Genomic DNA, 17,700 nt, shown 5'->3' on the forward strand with positions numbered 1-17,700 from the left:
TTCTGAAGATGTGACAACTTGAAACCAGGATGAATGTTATGCAGGAACTGTCACTGGGGAATCTGAATTATGAATTCAGCCGCGAACGGGAACCACGACTCCGGATCAGCAGCGGCGAGACGATTCGTGTCGAAACGGAAGATGCGCTCTCTGGTCAGATACGGAAGCCCGGAGACTGCCGTGATAAAAGCAAGGTCCCCTATAGCAATCCCGTAACCGGCCCCATTTATGTGGAACACGCCGAACCGGGAGACGCGCTGGCGATCCGAATCGAGAAGATCGAATCGCGCGACGGTCAATGTGCGACCTACACCGGTAATCCCAAGCAGCTCTGTCAGTGGCTTGGAACTGATGTCCCGGATGGCGCGCATGTCTGCCCCATTCGCGACGGGCTGGTTTACTGGAGTGATGACATCGCGATCCCTTATCAGCCCATGCTGGGGTGTATCGGCACAACTCCCGCTTACGGCATGCCCAGTACGATGCCCGCTGGTCCGCATGGCGGCAACATGGATATTCGCGAAGTCACGGAAGGCAACACACTCTTTTTGCCGGTCTTTGTTGAGGGCGCTTTTCTGTATCTGGGCGACGCTCATGCTGCGATGGGGCAGGGGGAACTCTCTGCAACAGGACTGGAGATGGCCGCTCACACGACACTGACGGTCGAGCTCATCAAAGGCAAAACATTAGCCGGTCCCCGTATTGAGACGCCCGATGAACTGATTACCGTTGCCAGCGGGACCCCCATGGAACGTGCGACGGCAGAAGCATTCGCGCAATTGATTCTCTGGATGGAATCAGAACATGGCTGGAATCGCTGGCGAGCCTATGACCTGTTAACGCATGTGGCGGAAATATCCCTGGGATACTATGAAGGAGGCGGACTGGCGGTCAAAGTCCCGAAAAAGTATGTGGCTCATCCTTCCTGAACCTGACCCAGTCTCAATGTGATCAGAAGCGACTCAGACGACTGTTTTCCTTTTATGTGACGGAACCGGATACATGCTCATTGGATATGTCAGCGACGAAAATTACAGCGCGTTGTTTGATGTCGCGGTAGAATTTCAGTCCGACGGCCAGTTTTTCAGCACGCGTTCTACCGCTTCCGGCGCCGTGATCGCTGATCTGCCGGAAGGGGAGTACATAGTGATCCTCCAGCACACCGATCACTGCCCGAAGCGAGTGCAGATGCAGGTTCAGGCGGGACAGGTCTACCAGTTTCGCCTGCTGTCGAAAAAACTGTACGGCTTTGCCTGGCCTCGTTGCGTAACCGCCGGGGAAGCCTCCGAGTTTCGCGTGCATTCGACCTCCGAGTACCAGGTAGAGCTCTGGCGCTACGGCAAAGAAAAAGAATACATCCGCCGCATTGGTACTTTTGACGATCATGCACCACTGGCCAATCTGCAGGTCACCCCCGATGGGGATTACTCGCAAGCAGGTGTCAACTGGAACGACATCGGCTATCGTGGAGCCGTACAGCGCCAGTCGGTCACGTCACCGGAAAAATCGGGCCTGTATATGTTTCATATACGGAATCAGTCGGGGGATCATTTTACGTTTCCCTGGGTGGTGGCCCCGGAAACGCCACAGTCTGACATCGCGATTCTGGCCAGTGATCTGACCTGGAATGCTTATAACAACTTCGGGGGGCGAAGCAACTATCTGAATCCAGATGGACTGCCGGAAACTCCCACTGTGAACAGTCGTCAGGAACTGCGACGCTATCTGAAGCCTTCGTTCGGCGTCTACTGTGTCGAAGAATATCCTCCTCTGTCGTTGGAACGACCGCAGCCCTACCTGCACATTGATCTGGATGAGCAACTGCGGGATCCCATTTACAGCCGCATGGGATGCGGTATGCTACACTCTGAATGGCGTCTGCTGGGCTGGATGGAAGAACAGGAACTGTCTTACGACTATTACAGTGAAACACAGTTCCACCTGGGAACTCTGCCCCTGGATCAGTACAAGGTCCTTATCCTGAGCTCACACCCTGAGTACTGGTCGAAACAGATGTACGACCGGCTGAAGTCCTGGGTATTCGAATCCGGTGGTCGTCTGATTTACCTGGGAGGGAACGGTCTGAACTGCGAAGTGGAGTTCCTGGATGACGAACGCGTAGTCTATCACAATTCCGACTGCACAAGCTGGTGCGGCGTCGCCATGGATCCTCCCATTCCCGAATCGGAGTCGACCTATGAAAGTCGTTACCACGCGCGACAGGAATCGGAAGCCAACCTGCTGGGGGTCGTCTTCTCCTTTGCCGGGATCATGACGGGCGCTCCCTACAAAGTCATAGACGCCGATCACTGGTCCCTGGCAGGGACAGGTCTCAAGGCGGATGACCTGTTCGGCACAGAGAGTCAACATATGCGCATACCCGGCGGCGCTTCCGGGCACGAAACAGATAAAATCTCTCCCAGTTCGCCGCCACAGGTACACCTCATTGCGCAGGGAACCAACCCTGACAATGGGGGAGCCGACATGATTCATTATCAGACCGACTCGGGAGGGGACGTCTTCTCTGTCGGTTCGATCTGCTGGATTACCTCGATGCTAGTCGACAACGATGTTTCTCGAGTCACGCGGAATGTGATTGATCAGTTTACAAAATCAGAATGAGACGCTGATCGGAACTGTGTTCACACGGTTACGTCGATTAGAATACGTTTAACAACCTTTAAGACAATGTTTCAGGATTAACTCTGTTATGAACCGGATAACCCGTCGTATGAATATGCATGTCGCCAGTTTGGCAGTCACGCTGACTGCTCTTCTTTTCTCTAGCTCTCTACAGGCGGGGCAGCCGACCGGGAAGAACGAGAAGCCGTCAGCCCGGAACGTAGAATGGGTTCAGCAGGCTGGAGGTCTCAAACACGACAAGATCCGTGGGATCACCGTCGACGCAGCCGGAAACTGTTATGTGACCGGAGAATTTACGGAAACCGCTGAGTTCGGCGATCAGAAAGTCACCAGCAAGGGGGGCATGGATTTCGTCCTCGCTAAATACAGTCCGGAAGGCAAACTGCTCTGGATCCAGACCGCCGGGGGAACCCTGATTGATCGCGGTTACGCCGTGGCAGTCGACAAGGCCGGCAATGCCTTTGTGACCGGTCATTTCCAGAGCCCGGAATTTCAGATCGGCGATCAGGTTCTCTATAACCAGGGAGACTATGATTATTTCATTGCCAAATATAATCCAGACGGAAAACTGATCTGGGCTCAGAGTGAGGGCGGAGCAGGCTATGATTACGGCCATGGAATCGCAGTGACTCCCGCAGGTGACTGCTGTGTTGCCGGTTCATTCGCTGGTGATGTCAAAATCGGAGATGTCACTGCTCCGAACAAAAAAGGCCGTTCCCTGTTTGTCGCAAAATACGACAATAACGGAAATCTGCTCTGGGGACAGTTGGCTGGTAACGGTCGCGGTCAGAGCGGACATCAGATCGGCGTAGACCACGTCGGAAACTGCTATGTCTGTGGCTACATTACCGGACAGGTTGAACTGGCGGGAGAGCAGGTGGGAACGGATACTGCGGTACAGGACATCTTCCTCGCCAAACTCTCTCCTAATGGCAAGCTGGTCTGGTCAGTGAATTCCGGGGGACAGGCAAACGGTCTGAGCACCGGAGTGGCAGTGGACAGCCGCGGAAACTGCTACATCACCGGTATGTTCAAGAATGAAGCCCGCTTTGGTGACACCGTCATGAAGAGCAGGGGGACGCACGATATTTTCGTCGCCCGCATCAATGCAGATGGAACGCCTGCGTGGGCCTGCACCGGTGGTGGAGAAAAAATCGATTACGGGCTGGGAATCGCCGTCGATCAGCACGACAACTGCTACGCGACCGGTGAATTCAGCGATGAAGTCAACTTTCAGGGACAGCATTTCAAGAAACTCGGCGGCCGCGATCTGTATATCGCCCGCTTTGCTCCCAACGGAAAACTGGACTGGCTGGAGATCATGGGAGGCGAGAAAAGCGATTTGAGCTATGCGATCGCAGTCGACAAAAACGATAACTGCTATCTGTCCGGTGCGTTTTCACCAGAGACCCGCTATCAGAAACATAAACTGACCAGCCGGGGCAGTAATGACATTTTCCTGATCAAACTGAGTCAATAATATGAGCCTACGAATTCTGTTGAGTCTTGGTCTGCTGGTCACCTGTTGTTCCACTCTGCAGGCACAGCAGGTAATCAAACAGAAGTCTAAAGCAGATTTACAGGAAGCGGGAGCGCCCCTGGCCGCTGCACGGCGGAAGGCCATTCATGCGCTCCCCTTTCAGCGTCCCTTGACTGATGCCAAGCTCAAGCAATGGCTGCAGATCACCTCCCGCTGCACGATGGCCGAGTTTGAACTCTTTCTCGCGCCGCTTACACCTCAGGAGCAGAAACTGCTGCAGGTGATCGAATCCAAGCCGGCGCCCATTGTCAACCGACTCCATTTTGAAAATCTGCGGGACATTTTAAAACAGAAGGCACTGGTTTCCCTGCGCGTAGAGCAGCAGCGGGAACACAATCGTTTATCACACACCACACCAGCTGTCGAGAATCTTCTGTATGGCGCCTTTGATGCGGTCTTCGCCAGTATCGGGCCGCCCCATGGTTCTCCCCGCTATGGGGATGTCATTATCCGACTCAAGGATTCGGTGCGGGAGAATGTCTGGGCAACTCCCTTCAGTGGCATGCATTTCATGTACGCCATCCGCCATAAAGATGCCCGTAAAATGCAGGACCTGCTGGCTGCTGGAGACAAGCTGCCCACGTCGCCCTGGAATCCCCTGAGTCTGGGATTTGATGACCGTCTGCATTTTGCCAACTATGTCGTGACGGAACAGTATTGGAACCGGGCTCTCGCTTATCAGGCGATTCTCGTCCAGCGGAACCTGGATGATTCTCCCGCCAGTCAAAAAGTCCGGGAACGGTTTGCGCAGCTGCTGACCGAACAGGATCCGCAGAAGTTCTGGAGCCTGTTTATCCCACCGCGTGTCGAACAGGCATCGACAGAGGAAAAAGCGGAAGAGATCCCCTTTGGTTACCTGGAAGGGAAATTTGACGATCAGCTTTCGATCCATTTTTTTGAATCGATCGAAGTCCCGGCTGATAAACTGGAGGAGGTTCGCAGCTGGCCGGAAGCGCAGCCTTACCTCTCTTTGATCAAGGCCAAACCCGCGGGAACGCCCTGACTTCTCCGCATCAAGCGTTTTTGAGACTTCAAAACAGTGATGAGACGCGCACTCACTTCCGCTCTGTATTGCCTGAAATTTATTCTGATAGTCAATTAGCGTCGTGGTCAGCGCATCAGCGGCGTTTCCGCTGTATCCTGCTGCCGTTCCGGATATTTCCTGCCTTGACAAACCTGTCGACAGTCGACACCCTGTAATTCAGCTGAAGGTTTACATGTCGGGAAGAGTACATTCCCCGATCGAAGTTTGCTTTCGTAAAACGCCAGGGAGTGTCGTATGCGTTTGGGATCTGGATATCAGGCTGGTCGCTGTTTTCTACTCATCTGTGTGTTGGCTTGTGCCTGTAGCCAGACTCTTTCAGCACAGACGCCAGACCCATTTACTCCCCTGCAGGCAACTTTCGCCAATCAGCAGCAGGCTGTGCTCAAAAAGTACTGTTTGAACTGTCACAATACCGCCGAGAAACAGGGCGAACTCGATCTGGAACAGTTCCGCAGTGTGTCTGATCTCCGCCGGAATGTGACTCCCTGGCAACGGGTTGTGGAGATGCTCCGTGATGGAGAGATGCCCCCCGAGGACGCAAAGCCGCAACCCACGCAGGCGGAACTCGCATCGTTACAGCAGTGGGTGCAGGCAGTTCTTGATACGGAAGCCCGGGCAAACGCCGGAGATCCCGGCCCCGTTGTGTTGCGCAGGCTGAATAACGCCGAGTACACCTATACGATTCAGGATCTGACAGGAGTCCCTCTGGAACCGGCGCAGCAGTTTCCCGTCGACAGTGCTGCCGGCGAAGGTTTCACAAACGTGGGAAATTCGCTGGTGATGTCTCCTGCTTTGATCCAGAAATACTTCGCTGCCGCTAAGAAAATATCCAGTCACTCGGTCCTGCTGCCGGATGGTATCGAGTTCTCTTCGAATACCACCCGCAGGGACTGGACGAACGAAAAACTGGCTGCGATTCGCGAATTCTATGCTCGTTATACTGCAAGCAAAGGCGCTACCGCGGTCAATCTGCAGGGGATCCAGTTCGAAACCAATGGCGGAGGGCGACTTCCCCTCGCAGCTTATCTGCAGGCAACACTCAAAGAAAAGGAAGCACTTCAGTCGGGGCATAAAAACCTTGCGTCCGTCGCACGTGAATACGATTTGAACGAGAAATATCTGACCCTGCTCTGGCAGACCTTGACTGATAATACTCCCTCCGTAGTGCTCGACCAGATTCGTGTTTTCTGGAATCGCGCGAAACCGACGGATGCCCCTCAACTGGCAGAGCTGATTCAACAGTGGCAGTCGGCACTCTGGCGGTTCACAACAGTTGGTCATATCGGTAAACGGGGCGGACCCGAAGCCTGGCAGGTTCCAGTGCAACCGGTCACCACACAACAGGAACTGCGTTTGAAGCTACCCGAAGTAAAAAGTGGCGATTCGGTTACTCTCTACCTGGCGACCAGTACCGCCGGTGATGGAAATCAGGGTGACTTCGCACTCTGGCAGAATCCGCGCTTGATCATTCCCGGACAGCCGGAATTACCCTTGAAAGAAGTTCGTCAATATCTCGCGTATCTGACCGCCTACCGCCAGCGTCTTCTGGATCATACGGCTGCCTGTCTGAATGTCGCGCTGGAGGTGGAAACGGCAACAGAAGCGGTCAACCTGGAAAAACTGGCGCAGAAGCACGGCATCGAACCAGTAATTCTGCATGCCTGGCTGGCCTGTCTGGGCCTGGATGGCGGGCAGCCGACAATCAAGGGATACATTACAAAGCAGACTGAGCAAATTCAGAACTATGATTTCGTCAAAGGCTGGGTCGGCGAGCAAGCTTTGAGTGTCGTGGCAAATGCATCCGATCAGGGTGTGCGAATTCCCGGCGAAATGCTGCCACTCCATGTCGCCGTACATCCCACCCCCCAGCGGCGGGTGATCATTGGCTGGAAAAGTCCCATGACCGGCACGGTCAATGTCAAAGGCGCTGTCAGGCGGGCACATATCGGTTGTGGCAATGGCGTCGACTGGAGACTGGAATTGTGGCGCGGCAATACGAGACAGATGCTGGCTTCCGGGAATGCCACCACCCGGGAAGCGTCTCCCGTGGAGGTCAAAGAATCACTCAAGGTACGAACCGGCGATATGCTGCTGCTCGGCATCGGTCCGCGGGATGGAAATCACTCCTGCGACCTGACGGACGTCGATCTGACAATCACTCCTGTGACAGCAGGAGCATCAGCATGGAATCTGGCTCGTGAGATTTCATCCGATATTCTGGCAGGGAACCCGCACGCCGATCAGCAGGGCAATCCCAATGTGTGGCACTTCTTCAGTGAGCCGGATCAGCCGGTCTCTCGCGTTGATGTTCCCGCTGGTTCGTTACTCGCCCGCTGGCAGACCGAAGCTGACGTTGAGACCCGCAAACAGCTGGCAGCAGAATTACAGCGTCTGCTAAAAGTCGGGCCGGGACAACTCCCCGAAAACGCTCCGGATCGAAAACTCTATTGGCAGCTAACATCCCTGCGCAGTCCCGCTTTTGAAGCACTCAGGCAACAATATCGGTCAGATAGGCAAGCAGTCATAGAACTGACTGACGATCAAGCATATGGTCTGGATCCAAAGCTGTTCGGCAAACACCCGACAGGCACGACTGTAGAGCCGACCGCGCTGTGTGTGCAGGCACCGGCTGTGATTGAAGTCCGCTTACCCCCCGAACTGGCTGCCGGCGTTGAATTCGTAGCCACTGGAACGTTACATGCCCCCACCAGTCAACAGGGAACCGTTCAACTTAAAGTGTCCACGGAAAAGCCAGAGTCGCTGACTGAGCTACACGCCGGCGCATTTCGGAGTGGGGGGAAGAAATCGACCTGGTCCGATGGTGAAAAGCCAGTGATCCCGATTTCGCCGGTGCTGGTCAGTGAAAACAGTCAGGTCAAAGAACGAGTCCTGGCACAGTTCGCTGAGTTCCGCAATCTGTTTCCTGCTGCCCTGTGTTACACGCGCATTGTTCCCGTCGATGAAGTCGTCACTCTGACACTTTACTATCGGGAAGACGAACATCTGCAACGGCTGATGCTGAATCCAGATCAGACTGCAGAACTGAATCGACTGTGGGACGAGCTGCATTTTATCAGTCGCTCACCCTTGCGACAGGTGGATGCCTACGAGCAGCTCTGGCAGTTCGCGACGCAGGACGCCGACCCGAGTGCCTTTACTCCCATGCGGGAAGGCATACTGCGACAGGCAGATGCATTTCGCACCCGACTTCAGGCAACTGAGCCGATACACATTGAAGCCATCCTGAAATTTGCAGACCGTGCCTGGCGGCGTCCACTCAGCTCTGCAGAACAATCCGAATTAAAAACACTCTATGCACAGTTAAGGGAGCAGAAACTGTCGCATACCGAAGCGATCCAGATGCTGCTGGCGCGGGTGCTGGTCTCTCCAGTCTTTCTCTACCGGACGGAAGCGGCTCCCTCCGGAAGTCAGCCCGCACTCGTCTCTGATCATGAGCTCGCTTCACGTTTAAGTTATTTTCTCTGGTCGTCGCTGCCCGATCAGGAACTCCGTGAACTGGCGGCCCAAGGCAAGCTCCGTGATCCAGCCGTTCTGAAACAGCAGGTAACGCGAATGCTGCAAGACCCTCGAATCAGACGTATGGCGATTGAATTCGGCTGCCAGTGGCTGCACGTGCGCAACTTTGATCAGTTTGACGAGAAGAGTCAGCGACATTTCCCAGAGTTCACAGAACTTCGCAGTGATATGTACGAAGAGGTGATTCGATTCTTTACCGATCTTTTACAGCAGAATCGTCCCCTCCTGGCCATCCTGGATGCGGACTATGTCTGGGCGAATCAGCGGCTGGCCAAATTTTATGGTCTACAGGGAGTGGCAGGATCAGACTGGCAGCGGGTAGAAGGAGTTGAGCAACAGTCCCGGGGGGGCATCCTCGCGATGGCGGCGACACTCTCGAAGCAGTCCGGCGCGTCACGAACGAGTCCGATCTTGAGAGGAAACTGGGTTTCGGAATTTCTACTGGGTGAGAAACTTCCCCGTCCTCCCAAAGACGTACCGGTTCTGCCGGAAGAAGTTCCTGCGAACCTGACCGAGCGACAACTGATTGAACAGCATAGTGCCGATCCTGCCTGTGCGAAATGTCACAAACGCATTGATGGCTTTGGATTCACTCTGGAACAATTCGACGGCATTGGGCGTCTGCGGAATAAAGATGCGAAAGGGCATCCGATCGACGATGCTTCGGTTTTACCCGATGGAACTGTAGTGACAGGAATCGCCGGTCTACGGAATTATCTGCTCAACGAGCGGCGGGATGATTTCCTGCGGGCCTTTAATCGGCGTCTGCTGGGCTATGCCCTGGGACGCTCGGTGCAGTTGTCTGATGAACCCCTGCTGGATCAGATGACGACTCAACTCAAACAGGATGACTACCGGATCACGACCGCGATTCAAGCCATTGTTCTCAGTCCGCAGTTCCGCATGATTCGCGGTGCAGAGCAACAGAGTGTCAGCAGCGTGACAGCGGACTGATTCAATAGAATCTGTTAAACTAAAAGATGAAACGAACTGATACCGAATTCTGAAGATCAAGGAGTTATCAGATGAGCGCTTTTATGACAACCCGACGGACCATGCTGCGAGGGCTCGGCGTCACCATGGCATTGCCCTGGCTGGAATCATTGCGGGTCTGGGGAGCAGAAGCGGGCACGAACGAAGTTCAGGGAGAAGCTCCGATTCGGTTTGCAGCACTCTTTTCCGGCAATGGCTTTCACCGCGAACACTGGTGGGCCAAGGGGAGCGGCAAAACTATGGAACTGGGTAAGGTCCTTGAGCCGCTACTGCCACACCGGGAAAAAATGCTGTTTATTCAGGGGCTGTATAACGAGGAAGCGCTGAAAGGAAATATTCACAGTTCCCAGACGGGAAATATTCTCACGGGGGCGCCGCTCGAAGCAGGGGGCGGCATTCGCAGCGGAATCAGCATCGATCAGATGCTGGCGAAACAGTACGGTCAGACGACAAAAGTCCCCAGCCTGGTCCTGGGCTGCGAAAAGTCGAATCCGTCAGTCCACAAGAACTATTCGATGCTTTACAGCAGTCATATCTCTTGGAGTTCTCCAACAACGCCGACGCCCCTGGAAGTCTACCCGGCGCTGGCCTTTGATCGACTGTTCCGCAAAGATGCGAGCCAGAGTGATCAGAGTGTACTCGATGCTGTGCTGAGTGATGCTCGTGACTTGCGACGGGGCATCAGCCGCAGTGATAAACAGAAGCTGGATGAGTATCTCAATTCGGTTCGAGAAGTAGAACAGCGGATCGATCGGGCAGGGCAGCGAGGGGAATTACAGGGCTGGCGTCCCACGCTTGATAAACCGAATGTTCCCCGGCCAGCGGATGGCATTCCCCAGGACATCGCCGAGCATATGCGACTGATGTGCGATATTCTGGTACTGGCGTTTCAGACCGATGCGACTCGCTTCTGTACCCTGAAGCTGAACAACGATCATTCGTCTTTACGCTTTCCCAATCTGGGCGTGGATTACATGATCCACCACCTGCTTTCACATCAGGAATCAAACGACTGGCTCAAGGTCAATCAGTTCTTTCTCGAGCAGGTGGCCTATATTGCAGCCAAGCTGGATGCGATCCAGGAAGGGGAACGAACTACACTGGATAATACCATGCTGATGTATTGCAGCAGTATGCTCACCGGCAGTCATGATGCAACCAAACTGCCCGTCGTAATACTGGGCCGTGGAGGAGGCAAGCTGGAAACCGGACGGGTGCTGAATTATCTCGATCAACCGAATCGAAAAATGTGCAGCCTCTATCTGTCGTTAATGGACCGTTTCGGGTTGCACCTGGATCAGTTCGGCGATGCAACAGAACGCCTGGCAGGTCTCTAGACAGGAATTAATGATGAGTATAGATCAATTTTCGAAAGGCGGCGCCGGTCAGCCAAAACTGAAACGCCAGACCCTGACACAGGCTGTCGAATCTCGCTTGCGCAGTGAAATCATCCAGGGCGTGTACGAACCCGGGACAATGCTCAGTGAACCGGTGCTTTCTTCTGAATTGGGAGTCAGCCGATCTCCAGTCCGTGAGGCACTGTTGATCTTGGAGCGGGATGGTATTGTGGAATTCGATGAACGCGGGCGTACCCGGGTCGCGACCATGACCGCCGCTGACTTTGAAGATCTGTACCTGCTCCGCCTTGCGGTGGAACCGATGGTCGCAGTGCATGCGGCCGCCCAGGCAACTTCAGCCGATTATGCAGCGTTCGAAGCGAATATGTCGGCTATGCAGAACACGAAAACGCTGGCAGAGATCAGCCTGTTGGATATGGAATTTCATGATCTGCTGGTGGCCTCCAGCCGCCGCTCCCGGCTGATAGCCACCTGGCGCTCATTGCGCCCCTCTCTGGAACTCTGGCTTGCCGCCTTGCATCGTCGTCATGAGCAGATCACCGGCCGTGTTAAGGAAATCACAATCGATAGCCATCAGGAACTGATCAACACGCTCCGCAGCGGTGATGGAGCCTCGATTGAAAAACTGATGCGCGGGCATATCGAAGGCTGGTATCAGTGGCTGCCAGAAATGAATGAGCTTTCCTGATACTGTCTGATGATTCCACTTCAAGAGGTACAGAGCAGGCTGCGACTGTAAAGGATCTTTAACAAACTACGCGCCTCCGCTAACTCGTTAAGACAGAGGTAGTGGATCTGTGTGCAGTTTGGCTGGTGGCAGGAAGTGGAATCCAGCCAATTTCCGGGTAACGCGTCCCATTCTGATTTCAGAAAGGAATGCTTACCTCTCAGGACTTTAATTGCTGTGAATACTGACAGTTGGCAACGCTCATTTTCCTGGTCTAACCGTGGAGTAAACAACCAGGGCAGAGAAAGTGCGCAAAATACGGAAGAACCTAAATTTCCGGTATGAAAATAGGTAGAGTAGGCTGGTAGACTGACTGGAAAGACTGTTATCCACTCTCATAAAAGTACCTGCGTGAAATGAATCAGGAAAATCTGTCGCCACAATCGCGTTCTTGGAAAATGCCGATCCTGCTGCTGATCATCTTTGCTGTAATAGGTACAGCACGTCTGAATCAGTTCTATTTTTACAACCCCGACAGTAGTGATTATGTGCTGATGGCGCGGGGGTTTGTTGAATTCCAGGAATATCGACAGTTTGATCGACCAGGGGAGCCTTACTTCACTTTACGTCCGCCAGGCATGTCGGTTCTGTTGATGCCTGCTGCAATCATCGCCCCCTATGATGTGATCGCCGCAAAAGTGACGGTATTGATGACCGCCCTCGTCATGATCTGGCTCTTCTATACACTGGCCTGGCGACTGATAAACAGCACAGCAGACCCCGAGTCTACGGAGTCGCTGTCACCACTACGCTGGTCGGTTCTGCTGGTCAGCCTGGTCCTGATGACCAATCCTTATGTTCTGGTTTATGCCACAATCGTGATGAGCGAGATCCCCTTTATGGCATGTACGCTGGCGGTTCTCTACCTCTTTTCTGCCGAGGAAGAGAAATGGTCTCTCGGAAAACTGGTCTGCCTGACGGGACTTCTGGTGTTTATTCCCTTTCTCAGAACCATCGGCGTCGCCATGATTCTGGCCGTGGGACTCTGGTGTCTCTTGAGTCGGAAACGCTGGATCTGTCTGATCCCGGTGGGGCTTGCGGTCGGAGCGACCGCATTCTGGATGTTCCGCAACAGCCAGTTCAAAACAATGAGTTACAGTTCTATTGCGCTCCAGGAAATGAAGACTGCGGGAGTGGTCGGCACACTAATCAGCATGCTGAATCGGCTGCTTGTTTACATCGATGGATTATTTCAGAAAATCTTCCCTGGTCTGCCGGGAACCGTGCCCGAATACAGCGGAGTCCTTTCTGGAGAGTATCATGCACTCCCCGGTTCTCCCCTGATCTATTCGCTGGGGAGCGTAGTGATACTTGTCATCTCGCTGGCAGGCATGCTGCGCTGCTGGAAACGCGGTGGTGCAGTCTGCTTACTCTACTTGTGTCTTTCGCTGGGAGTGCTTTCTGTCTGGCCGTGGATGCAGACCCGTTTTTCACTCCCCTGGTTGCCCATGATTCTGGTATTCGTTCCTGCGGGCCTGTTCTATATCAAAGAGTCTTCACTGGGCCAGCGTGCAGGGTTGCTGAAAACACTTGCCGTGGGAGGTGTCGCGGGAGTCGCTGCTCTGCTGTTCTCACAAACCTGGGTTGATGCCAATCTGATTGCAACAAATCATCTCATGAAGACGGAGAGTGAAGAGGAACTTTCTAACGAGGACCTCATCATGTTTGCCAGTGACTTCGTCAAGGCGGGCGAATGGTTGAATCAGAATACCAAAGCTCATGCGCGTGTGTTAACGCGGCGGGCAGAAGTCTCCACAGCCAGCCATCGCTATCAGAGACTGTTTTATTTCGAACCGTCCAATATCGATCAGCTGCATAAAGCCATTCAGTCCATGGGACAATGCTACCTGGTCACTTATGGCAAACATACGAATGATATGTTTCCCCGATATCTGCTGGATGATGATCTGATTTATCGCTTCACTCCGGTTTACGAAGAAGCGGGAATTGTGGTTATTGAAGTAGCGCCGAATTATGAAGGTACAGTCCGAGATCAGTACTGGCGGGAAGAAGAGGCTATGGAACTGGCCCGGAAACGGCTGGCTCGAAACCCGCGCCGTATTTCGGTCTGTATGACTTATCTTAATCAACTGCTCAAAGCGGAAGAATATGATCAAATTATCGCGTTCATTGGTGATCTCGAACAGGCTGGGATACAGGATGCCCGCTTCATGAGTATGCTGGGCTGGTCTTACCTCGGTAAACGCCAGTACGACCAGGCGCTGGAAGAATTTGCCCGCGCCACTCGAACTCCGGGACAGAAAATGATCCGGGGCAACCTGAATGACGGCATTAAACTGGCCCTTAAACGACGGAAAGCGGCTGAGGAGAATCAGGGGGAATCACAACATGAAAAACCGGGCAGCTATCTGAAACTGACCAATAATATGTGGCAGCTGATCATGTTCGACAAAGCGGAAAAATTTGCGCACAAAGTGCTCGATTCAAAGCAGTCTACAACCGCTGAACTGGATCAGGCTCACGTCTGGCTGGCCCGGCTGGCACTGATTCAGGGGGATGCGGAACAGGCGCTTCAGGAATTAAACCAGGTGCAGGATGCGGATAATGAAGCTGCTCAGGCTCTCCGACAGCGCCTGGACCTCGAGAAAATGATTACCTCTGCCTGGGCCAGTGAATCTGCTTCCTCTAAGGTGCCTGACTCCAGTCAGATCCTGAAACTGGCCAAACTATACGAGGAACAGGGCGTTCCGGGCAAGGCACTCAAACTATTGCAACAGGCTCATGATCGCAACGACTCCGATACACAGATTTTGAGAGAACTGGCCCGCCTGCAGCTGTTCTACAGACTGCTCGATGAGGCAGAGAACAGTTACCTGAGTCTGCAGAAGACATCGCCCGATGATCCGGAGATCAAGAAGGCGTTACAGCAAATTGCCCGGTTCAGAGAAACGCCTCGATACTAACTGTTGTTTTCACAGTAGTCTTCTTATCTTTCCGCGGAAGCACTGTATTTCTGACCTGATCTCAACCACCAGCGGCCTGTTCTGGCGCTGGGGGTATTCTCCCGCTGTGCAATACAGGCTCTGAAAACTATTCGGGGGCTATAGATCGATTTGATGAAAATCTATAGAGAAAGAATCAGAACTTCTGGCAGATTCGAAATGAATATGCGAACATGGAATCAGGCGACAATGCAAGGTTAAGTCTTCCCCGATGGGAGTCTCTGTGGGGCCGCAGGAACCCGTACCGTTGTTGATCCGTCTGCAATTGCAGCGTTTCTCAGGCGGGACAACACCGCGTTTTGTCCCGAAATCGTCATGATGAGACCGGGAAATTCAATTTTGCATTCTGAATTTCTGATTGAGAAGCCCCGTTTATGGAGAAAAATAATGCGTCGAGTACTACCGCTTCTTTTACTGCTGTGTTCAGCGGGTCAGTTTTTGCATGCGGACGATGCAAAACCAGATGAGGAAGGCCTGATTCGCACTGCGATTTCCTCTTACAAAACAGCTTTCGACAAGGGAGATGCCAAAGCTGTTGCCAGCCACTGGACACCCGAAGGGGAATTCACTCCACCGGGAGGCGAAACAATCAAGGGGCAGTCGGCGCTGGAGAAAAGCTTCACAGAGTATTTTAAGGATTCGCCTGGCGCTAAAATCGAACTGGAAAGTGTCGATATTAGGCTGATCTCACCAGGTGTTGCCGTTGAGAACGGTGTGGCTGAGGTCATTCTGCCAGAGCAGGAGCCCAGCATCACTGAATACTCGGCCGTACATGTGAAAACGCCCGCTGGCTGGAAACTGGATAGTGTGACAGAAACAGCTGCCATAGTGCCTCAATCACACTACGAACAACTGAAATCACTGGAATGGATGATCGGAACCTGGGTTGATGAAGGCGATGACGGTTCCGTCGAAACCGTCTGTAAGTGGACAAAGAATAAAAACTTCATGACGCGTTCTTTCAAGGTGCATATCCAGGATCGCGTTGCTCTGGAAGGAACGCAGGTCATCGGCTGGGATCCGGATAAACAGACCATCCGTTCCTGGTTATTCGACTCCGAAGGTGGATTCGGTGTCGGGATCTGGACTCAAACTGAAAATCGCTGGACCGTACGCACATTACAGGTTCTGGCGAATGGCGAGAAGGCCACTGGAATTAATGTCATCACCAAAATCGATGACAACAGTTTTACTTTTCGTTCTCTGGGACGCGAGGTGGATGGCGAACTCCTGCCGGGAGTCGACGAGATCACCATTGTCCGCAAGTAATCTGAGTGGTTTCGTAATTCATCGCTAATAATCAGCTTTAAAATAAGGTGGGAAAAATGAGAACTCCCCAAATTGCATTCTTTGTAGCACTTTTATCTGTCTCTCTACTGACGCACGATGCCTACTCCCGCGGCGGCCGCGGTGGAGGCGGTGGTGCTCGCGGCGGGGGTGGAGCCCGTGGTGGAGGTGGGTTCAACCGGGGCGGAGGCGGGGGGATTTCCCGGCCCAGCCCCTCAATGAGCCGACCTTCGCGTCCCAATGTTTCCCGACCCAGCGGGGGCAACCGCCCCAGCGGTGGTGGCGGAAATCGACCGAATCTGGGGAATCGTCCAGGCGGCGGCAACCGGCCTGATCTGGGTAACCGCCCCGGGGGAGGCAATCGGCCGAGTGGTGGAAACCGTCCTAATCTCGGTAATCGTCCAGGGGGGGGAAACCGCCCCGACTTCAGCAACCGTCCCACCCAGGGACAGTTACAGGACTTTTTGAACCTGCCGGGGAATGGAGGTGGTAACCGACCTGGCGGAGGAAATCGACCTGAAATCATTAATCGCCCAGGTAGCGGCGATCGGCCCGATGTTGTGAACCGTCCCGGCAGTGGAAATCGACCGGGGGGAGGAAACGGACCGGAGATCATCAATCGACCTGGTAGTGGAAATCGTCCTGATGTTGTGAATCGTCCGGGAGATGGAAATCGCCCTGGAGCTGGCAACCGACCTGGGAATCGTCCCGGAAATCGCCCCGGCGACCGTCCCATAAATAACCGTGGTCCCGGTAAGCGGGATATTTCGATTAATCAGATCAACAATAACCGTGTTCGCGTGGGTAATAATGTTCGAAATAACTGGAATAACAGACATGTGAACGCCTTTAATCGCGACTGGTGGACTCAGCGTCCCGGCTGGAATACACCTGCCTGGCGTTATCAGCGTGGCTGGGGACGTTACCCGGCCGGATACTGGTGGCGCCCTGTTACTGCTGTGGCCATGACCTCCTGGTTCGTGGGCTGGTGGAACACTCCGTCCTATTATGAGTATGGGTCGAACATCTATTACGAGGACAACTCCGTGTATTATGGTGACCAGCCGGTTGCCACTGCGGACGAATATTATCAGCAGGCCCTGTCTCTGGCTGATTCCGCTCCTCAGGATTCGCAACAGAATGCAGAGGAGACGGACTGGATGCCGTTGGGAGTCTATGCCATTACGAATGCTGACTCAGAGGAGACCAATATGGTTCTCCAGTTGGCGGTTGACAAGGATGGCGTGATCGCGGGAACGTTCTACAACGACATTTCTGATGTCACTCACCCGGTTGAAGGCATGGTTGACAAAGACAACCAACGCGCTTCCTGGCATTTTTCTGATGGCAGCAATCCGGGACTGGTCATGGAGACTGGCGTTTATAATCTGACACAGGACCAGACCAACGTTCTCGTTCACTTCAATGAAGAGAAGACACAGACCTGGTTGCTGGTACGTCTGCCGGAACCAAAAGGAGACGATACTCAGACCAACTGAGTAATGTATCTATCAAGCTGAATTAGCTGACAGGCGTTTGCCCCCTGAAATCTACGGATCTCAGGGGGCTTTTTTTATTTACCATCAGATCGTCCTGAGCCGTACATA

The 17,700-nt window shown here is 53.6% G+C and carries 10 protein-coding genes; all 10 read left to right on the forward strand.

Features of this window, described 5'->3' with window-relative positions; translation table 11 throughout:
• Positions 1–38 precede the first annotated feature (38 nt).
• A complete protein-coding gene (locus tag RID21_RS07170; protein WP_350187973.1) occupies positions 39–929 on the forward strand; it encodes an acetamidase/formamidase family protein in 891 nt (296 codons plus the stop codon).
• Between the two features lie 73 nt (positions 930–1,002).
• Entirely contained in the window at positions 1,003–2,622 is a 1,620-nt protein-coding gene (locus RID21_RS07175) for a N,N-dimethylformamidase beta subunit family domain-containing protein (RefSeq protein WP_350187974.1), read from the forward strand.
• Between the two features lie 88 nt (positions 2,623–2,710).
• Positions 2,711–4,123, forward strand: coding sequence for an SBBP repeat-containing protein (locus RID21_RS07180; RefSeq protein ID WP_350187975.1), 1,413 nt, complete (start codon positions 2,711–2,713; stop codon positions 4,121–4,123).
• A gap of 1 nt (position 4,124) precedes the next feature.
• On the forward strand, positions 4,125–5,186 hold the full coding sequence (locus RID21_RS07185; protein WP_350187976.1) for a hypothetical protein: 1,062 nt from the start codon (positions 4,125–4,127) through the stop codon (positions 5,184–5,186).
• Positions 5,187–5,462: 276 nt separating this feature from the next.
• Complete coding sequence (locus RID21_RS07190; RefSeq protein ID WP_350187977.1) at positions 5,463–9,719, forward strand: DUF1592 domain-containing protein; 4,257 nt, start codon at positions 5,463–5,465, stop codon at positions 9,717–9,719.
• Between the two features lie 71 nt (positions 9,720–9,790).
• Complete coding sequence (locus RID21_RS07195) at positions 9,791–11,095, forward strand: DUF1552 domain-containing protein (RefSeq protein ID WP_350187978.1); 1,305 nt, start codon at positions 9,791–9,793, stop codon at positions 11,093–11,095.
• A 13-nt stretch (positions 11,096–11,108) separates the two neighbouring features.
• Positions 11,109–11,804, forward strand: coding sequence for a GntR family transcriptional regulator (locus RID21_RS07200; protein WP_350187979.1), 696 nt, complete (start codon positions 11,109–11,111; stop codon positions 11,802–11,804).
• Positions 11,805–12,199: 395 nt separating this feature from the next.
• Positions 12,200–14,767, forward strand: coding sequence for a tetratricopeptide repeat protein (locus RID21_RS07205; RefSeq protein WP_350187980.1), 2,568 nt, complete (start codon positions 12,200–12,202; stop codon positions 14,765–14,767).
• Positions 14,768–15,193: 426 nt separating this feature from the next.
• A complete protein-coding gene (locus tag RID21_RS07210; RefSeq protein WP_350187981.1) occupies positions 15,194–16,075 on the forward strand; it encodes a YybH family protein in 882 nt (293 codons plus the stop codon).
• Positions 16,076–16,131: 56 nt separating this feature from the next.
• Positions 16,132–17,592, forward strand: a complete 1,461-nt coding sequence (locus RID21_RS07215) for a hypothetical protein (protein WP_350187982.1) — start codon at positions 16,132–16,134, stop codon at positions 17,590–17,592.
• Positions 17,593–17,700: the final 108 nt, after the last annotated feature.

Source organism: Gimesia sp. (assembly GCF_040219335.1).
In the GTDB taxonomy this organism is placed as follows: Bacteria; Planctomycetota; Planctomycetia; order Planctomycetales; family Planctomycetaceae; genus Gimesia.

Coding starts and splice junctions, on each gene's coding strand:
- RID21_RS07170 (WP_350187973.1), top strand. CDS start 39: ATGCAGGAACTGTCACTGGGGAATCTGAATTATGAATTCAGCCGCGAA.
- RID21_RS07175 (WP_350187974.1), top strand. CDS start 1,003: ATGCTCATTGGATATGTCAGCGACGAAAATTACAGCGCGTTGTTTGAT.
- RID21_RS07180 (WP_350187975.1), top strand. CDS start 2,711: ATGAACCGGATAACCCGTCGTATGAATATGCATGTCGCCAGTTTGGCA.
- RID21_RS07185 (WP_350187976.1), top strand. CDS start 4,125: ATGAGCCTACGAATTCTGTTGAGTCTTGGTCTGCTGGTCACCTGTTGT.
- RID21_RS07190 (WP_350187977.1), top strand. CDS start 5,463: ATGCGTTTGGGATCTGGATATCAGGCTGGTCGCTGTTTTCTACTCATC.
- RID21_RS07195 (WP_350187978.1), top strand. CDS start 9,791: ATGAGCGCTTTTATGACAACCCGACGGACCATGCTGCGAGGGCTCGGC.
- RID21_RS07200 (WP_350187979.1), top strand. CDS start 11,109: ATGAGTATAGATCAATTTTCGAAAGGCGGCGCCGGTCAGCCAAAACTG.
- RID21_RS07205 (WP_350187980.1), top strand. CDS start 12,200: ATGAATCAGGAAAATCTGTCGCCACAATCGCGTTCTTGGAAAATGCCG.
- RID21_RS07210 (WP_350187981.1), top strand. CDS start 15,194: ATGCGTCGAGTACTACCGCTTCTTTTACTGCTGTGTTCAGCGGGTCAG.
- RID21_RS07215 (WP_350187982.1), top strand. CDS start 16,132: ATGAGAACTCCCCAAATTGCATTCTTTGTAGCACTTTTATCTGTCTCT.